This window comes from Streptobacillus felis (genome assembly GCF_001559775.1).
In the GTDB taxonomy this organism is placed as follows: Bacteria; Fusobacteriota; Fusobacteriia; order Fusobacteriales; family Leptotrichiaceae; genus Streptobacillus; species Streptobacillus felis.
On the sequence record NZ_LOHX01000310.1, the window covers coordinates 1 to 4,872 of the forward strand.

The 4,872-nt window shown below is 26.9% G+C and carries 5 protein-coding genes; all 5 read right to left on the reverse strand.

Annotated features, from left to right (window positions below):
* Positions 1-243: hypothetical protein (locus AYC60_RS07130; RefSeq protein ID WP_156447698.1), on the reverse strand; the 243-nt coding region annotated here is incomplete at its 3' end.
* A 1-nt stretch (position 244) separates the two neighbouring features.
* Positions 245-670 (reverse strand): hypothetical protein, encoded by a 426-nt coding sequence (locus AYC60_RS07135; RefSeq protein ID WP_067322975.1) that lies wholly within the window; start codon positions 668-670, stop codon positions 245-247.
* A gap of 184 nt (positions 671-854) precedes the next feature.
* Positions 855-1,685 (reverse strand): hypothetical protein, encoded by an 831-nt coding sequence (locus AYC60_RS07140; protein WP_067322977.1) that lies wholly within the window; start codon positions 1,683-1,685, stop codon positions 855-857.
* A gap of 1 nt (position 1,686) precedes the next feature.
* On the reverse strand, positions 1,687-4,314 hold the full coding sequence (locus tag AYC60_RS07145) for an alpha/beta hydrolase family protein (protein ID WP_067322980.1): 2,628 nt from the start codon (positions 4,312-4,314) through the stop codon (positions 1,687-1,689).
* Between the two features lie 74 nt (positions 4,315-4,388).
* Positions 4,389-4,872 (reverse strand): IS3 family transposase (locus AYC60_RS07150; RefSeq protein ID WP_067322983.1); only part of this gene is annotated, 484 nt, incomplete at its 5' end.

Below are 4,872 nucleotides of genomic sequence, written 5' to 3' on the forward strand. Positions count from 1 at the left end.
TTTACTCCTATTTTTAACTGGTGGATAAAGCCACATATATGTTACTTCATCCGGTCCACTACCTATCATATAGAAAGCCTCTAAGTCTATAGTTCTTCTTTTTATAGCAATGCCTTTTTTTTTTAAACCCTCTATCATAGAACCTTCTGAATTTATTCTAACACATGCTCCAACAAAAAACAGAAATAATACTATAAATACAGACAAACACCCAGTAAAACACGATTTACAGCCTCTTTGCATTTTATCTACCTATCCTTTCATATTCATTTGGTTTAATCAAAATATTATTAAGTTTGTCATCAAGTTTACCTGAATTGTGTTCTCTTAATTTACCTCGTCTCATTTTAATCATTTTTAATAATTCGTCTTCTATCATTTTTTTGTCTTTTTTTACATCATCTTTCAATATTTCATCTATATTCTCTACTAAAACTTGGGCTTTTTGATCTTCATACCTTTCAGAATAATTCATTACATCTTTAAAAAGAGACTTTGCTTCTTTTTTTAAATAATCTTTTTCAAACTTTTTATACATTTTATTATATTTTTTTCTATTTTCTATTCTTTCATTTGTACTATTTTCATAGATTATCTTTTCTTTATTTAATTCATCTATCCATTTCATTTCATCATTAATAACAAAATCCTTTTGACTATAATCATACATATATATAGGTGTCTTTTGATTTAGTTCTGTTATATTCTTAGAATAATTTATAAATGAATTTGGAACTTTTAATATACCTCCCCCTCTTCGATACTGTTATAAGTATTGTGCCTCCAATTTAACATAATTTATCTGTCTAGTTTGTTTGTAAATTAAATACTTACAAAATATTTTAGATAATACTTTATCCATTTTCTTTTTTTACACGTACTCTCAATTCATAACTTTTCGGATTATGATATTTTTTAATTTTTTCATATACTTCTTTTTCTATTTCTTCTTTATTAGTTAAATCGCAATCTTTACATTTAAGAACAACATATAGGATAGGAAAATACGAAAATGTTTCTGCATATTCATCCCAATTCATAGTTTCAAATTGTCTTACCTCTTTAAAATATTCATCATATATTTTAGAAAATTTATTTTGATTTTCTTCTTCTTTTTCCCAAAACTCTTCATATGTTAAATCAACTTGTTTAAATACTAATTCTCCATTCTCTACAAAATATTGAGAAGGGCCTTCTTTTTCATTATATAGTCTTTTTAAGTACCCATAATTCTCTATATATGAACTTGCATAAACATTATATTCTTTACTATATTCACCTAAAACCTTTTCCATTCCTCTGAAATCATTTCCTTTTTCTTTATTGAATATTAAATCTGTTACTACATATCCTTTATATCCATATTCTAAAAGTTCTCTTCCTGATAGCATATATCCAAGTGAAGATACAAATACACGTATTTTCCATTCAGGACTAATATATTTACTCCTATTTTTAACAGGTGGATAAAGCCACATATATGTTACTTCGTCCGGTCCACTACCTATCATATAGAAAGCCTCTAAGTCTATCGTTCTTCTTTTTATAGCAATACCAATTTTTTTTAAGTCTTTTATCATAGCCCCTTCTGAATTAATTCTAACACATGCACCAACAAAAAATAGAAATAATACTATAAATACAGACAGACATCCTGTAAAACACGATTTACACCCTCTTTGCATTTTATCTACCCATCCTTTCATATTCATTAGGCTTAATCAAAATATTATTAAGTTTGTCATCAAGTTTACCTGAATTGTGTTCTCTTAATTTACCTCGTCTCATTTTAATCATTTTTAACAATTCAACTTCTATCTTTTTTTTGTCTTTTTTCACATCATCTTTCAATATTTCATCTATATTCTCTACTAAAACTTGCGCTTTTTGATCTTCATAACTTTCAGGATAACTCATTACATCTTTAAAAAGAGACTGTGATTCTTTTTTTAAATATTCTTTTTCAAATTTCTTATATATTTCATCATATTTTTCTTTATTTTCTATTCTTTCATTTGTACTATTTATATAGATAATATTTTCTTTATTTAATTCTTCTATTATTTTCATTTCTTCCTTAATAATAATATCCCTCTGACTATAATCATACATATATAAAGGTATCTTTTGATTTAAATCTTCTGTATCTTTTGAAAAATTTATAAATGAATTGGGTAGTTCTAATATCCCTTCACCTTTAGGTTTTATAGTTATGCTTCTAGAACCAATTTCATTTGTTTCTGTATTATTAGAGGCAGGATCAAATAATAGTGTTGATATATTTTTATGTTTATTTGATACTGTTGTAAGTATTGCACCTCCAAGTGAATGCCCTGCTCCTAATAAAGTTTTATCTTTAAAGGGTTCTATTTGTTCTAAGGCATCCTTAGTTTGATCTAAAAACGTAAGCTTATTTCTATAAGGAAGAGCAAATACATTTGTCAACCAATCACGTTTTTGATTTGTTCCTTTTGGTATAACATAAAAAACATCTTTATTAACTGCATCCTTAAGGACTACTCCTTGATATCCATTTACCTTATTTTCAATTGAAACAACAATAAGTTTCTTATCATTTATTGTTAAAGTGTCACCTAAAATTAATTTTTGATTTATTGTTCTTATTTTCCCATCTTCATATACATAAGTTTTTAAATTTTTAACATCAAATTTATTTATTTTTTCTCTTATTTCTCCTTTTGGATTATCACTACCATCATCTAAAAACATATCATATACATAAGTTTCAGCTAATTGCTTAATCTCATCAGCTTTTAATCCATATTCAAAAACAGCAGCAGGTCTATAACCAGGGTCTTTTATAATCTTATTAACTTCTTGTTCAATTTTAAAATCTTTTATTTTATTATATTGGTCTATTCCGTTATAATAATACGTCACTATTTTATTAGTCAAGTCTTTTTTCATTTCTTCACTAAGCTTATTATATTCTTTTATCGTTTCTTTAGATAACCTTGATAAAAATTCTTTTTCAAATATTTTTTTATCTTCTTCTTGTTTTTGTTCTTTTGTCATGTTTTTTTGTTTTAATTTTCTACCAATATTATCATTTTGTTCTTTAATTCTTGAACTTTCCCCATTAGACATAAGTGCATTAACTGAAGAAAGTCTATCACTAACAACCTTAGCATCTCTAGGAATATCTAAAAGGTTATCTTTTTCTAAGTTAGTTATCTCTTTACTACCATTTAATACATAGTCTGAATATATATTACCTGCTGCTACCCCAAGTAACTTACCATCTTCTGTCTTTCTTCCCTCTAAATGTATACCTAACTCTCTTGCTAAGCCTTTCTTAAACTCTAACTCACTCATATCTCCAAATGTATATACATTTTTTTCTTGGTCTACTATTACCCTTAATTCTTCTCCTCTTTCTCTTGCCTCATAGTATCTTCTCTTTAAATCTTCTGGTAATAATTCTACATTTTCTTCTGTTATCTTATCAAATACCTTTAAATCTTTAAAATCTACATCTCTTACAAGTGATAGTCTATCTTCTTTTGTAGTCGCTGATTTTTCATTTAAACTTCTTACTATATACTCTCCATTTAAATGATAATTTGATAACTCTTTTAAACTCCTTCTTTCTTCATCTGCTATATCTGTTTCTTCATCACTTGTAGTCTTACTTATATTCTCTATACTAGACCTTATACCCTTATAGCTACTCTCTAAATCTTTTAAAGCTAATTCTTGTTTATCTTTAAATTCATTTGGATTAACTATTGCTTCTAATACATTTAAATTTAAATCTAGTCCATATTCTCCTACCCTTGCACTTACTCCCGACGTGCCTACTTTAAGTCCATAATCTATATTATGATTATTTGCTTTCTCTTCTTTTAATGTAATTCTTTCTATTTCTAGTTTAGATAAGTCTATATCTCTTTTATGTACCTTCTCTTCTCTCTTATCTACAAACTCTAACTCTCCATTACCTCCTGTAGGTGTGCCTGTAAAAGCTATAGAAACATCAAAGCCTAAACCTACCTTATTTCTACTCTTTTCATCTTTTACTTCTTCTACATTTAGATTCTTAATACTTCCTTCTATAGTACTATCTTTTGTCTTTAAACCTCTTATACTTACATTTTCTACTTCATTATATACTTCTTTTGTGTTTTCTAATATATTTAAAGCGTTTTCTTTACTTTCTTGTAATTCATATGAGACCTTTGCACCTACATTTATACTACCAGGGGATACCTTCATCTCCATAGTATCTAACCCTGCACTTACTCCTAAACTTACTGAAGCATCTATTATCTCTTTTTTATTTTCTGCTCTCAATACATCTTTTCTAACACTTTCAACATTATTATTGTAGTGGTCAAGCTTTTTTGATACAGCATGGTAAAGTTAATTTATTTTCTTCTTCTCACCTCCATAGGTGTTAAATATCCATTATAACTATGTGGTCTTACATAATTATAATATACATATGAAAATTCTTCTATTCCTTTGTATAAATCTTCTTCCTTTTCAAATATATAATTATTTAAATATTCTTCTTTCAATGTATTATAGTATCTTTCCATAACTGCATTATCATAAGGACAACCTACTTTACTCATACTTTGTATTATTCCTTGTTCCTCACAATATTTTACAAATTCTTTTGAAGTAAATTGACTCCCTTGATCACTATGTAATATTATTTCTTTATTTGCCCTTGGGTTATCCTTAAAAGCCTTATTTAAAGCTCTCTTCGCTAACCCTGTATCCATTCTCTTTCCACAAACACTTGAAACTACACTTCTATCATACAAATCTATCACTGTACAATTATATCTTACATCATTATTTAATAAATATATATATGTAAAATCTGTACACCACTTTTCATTA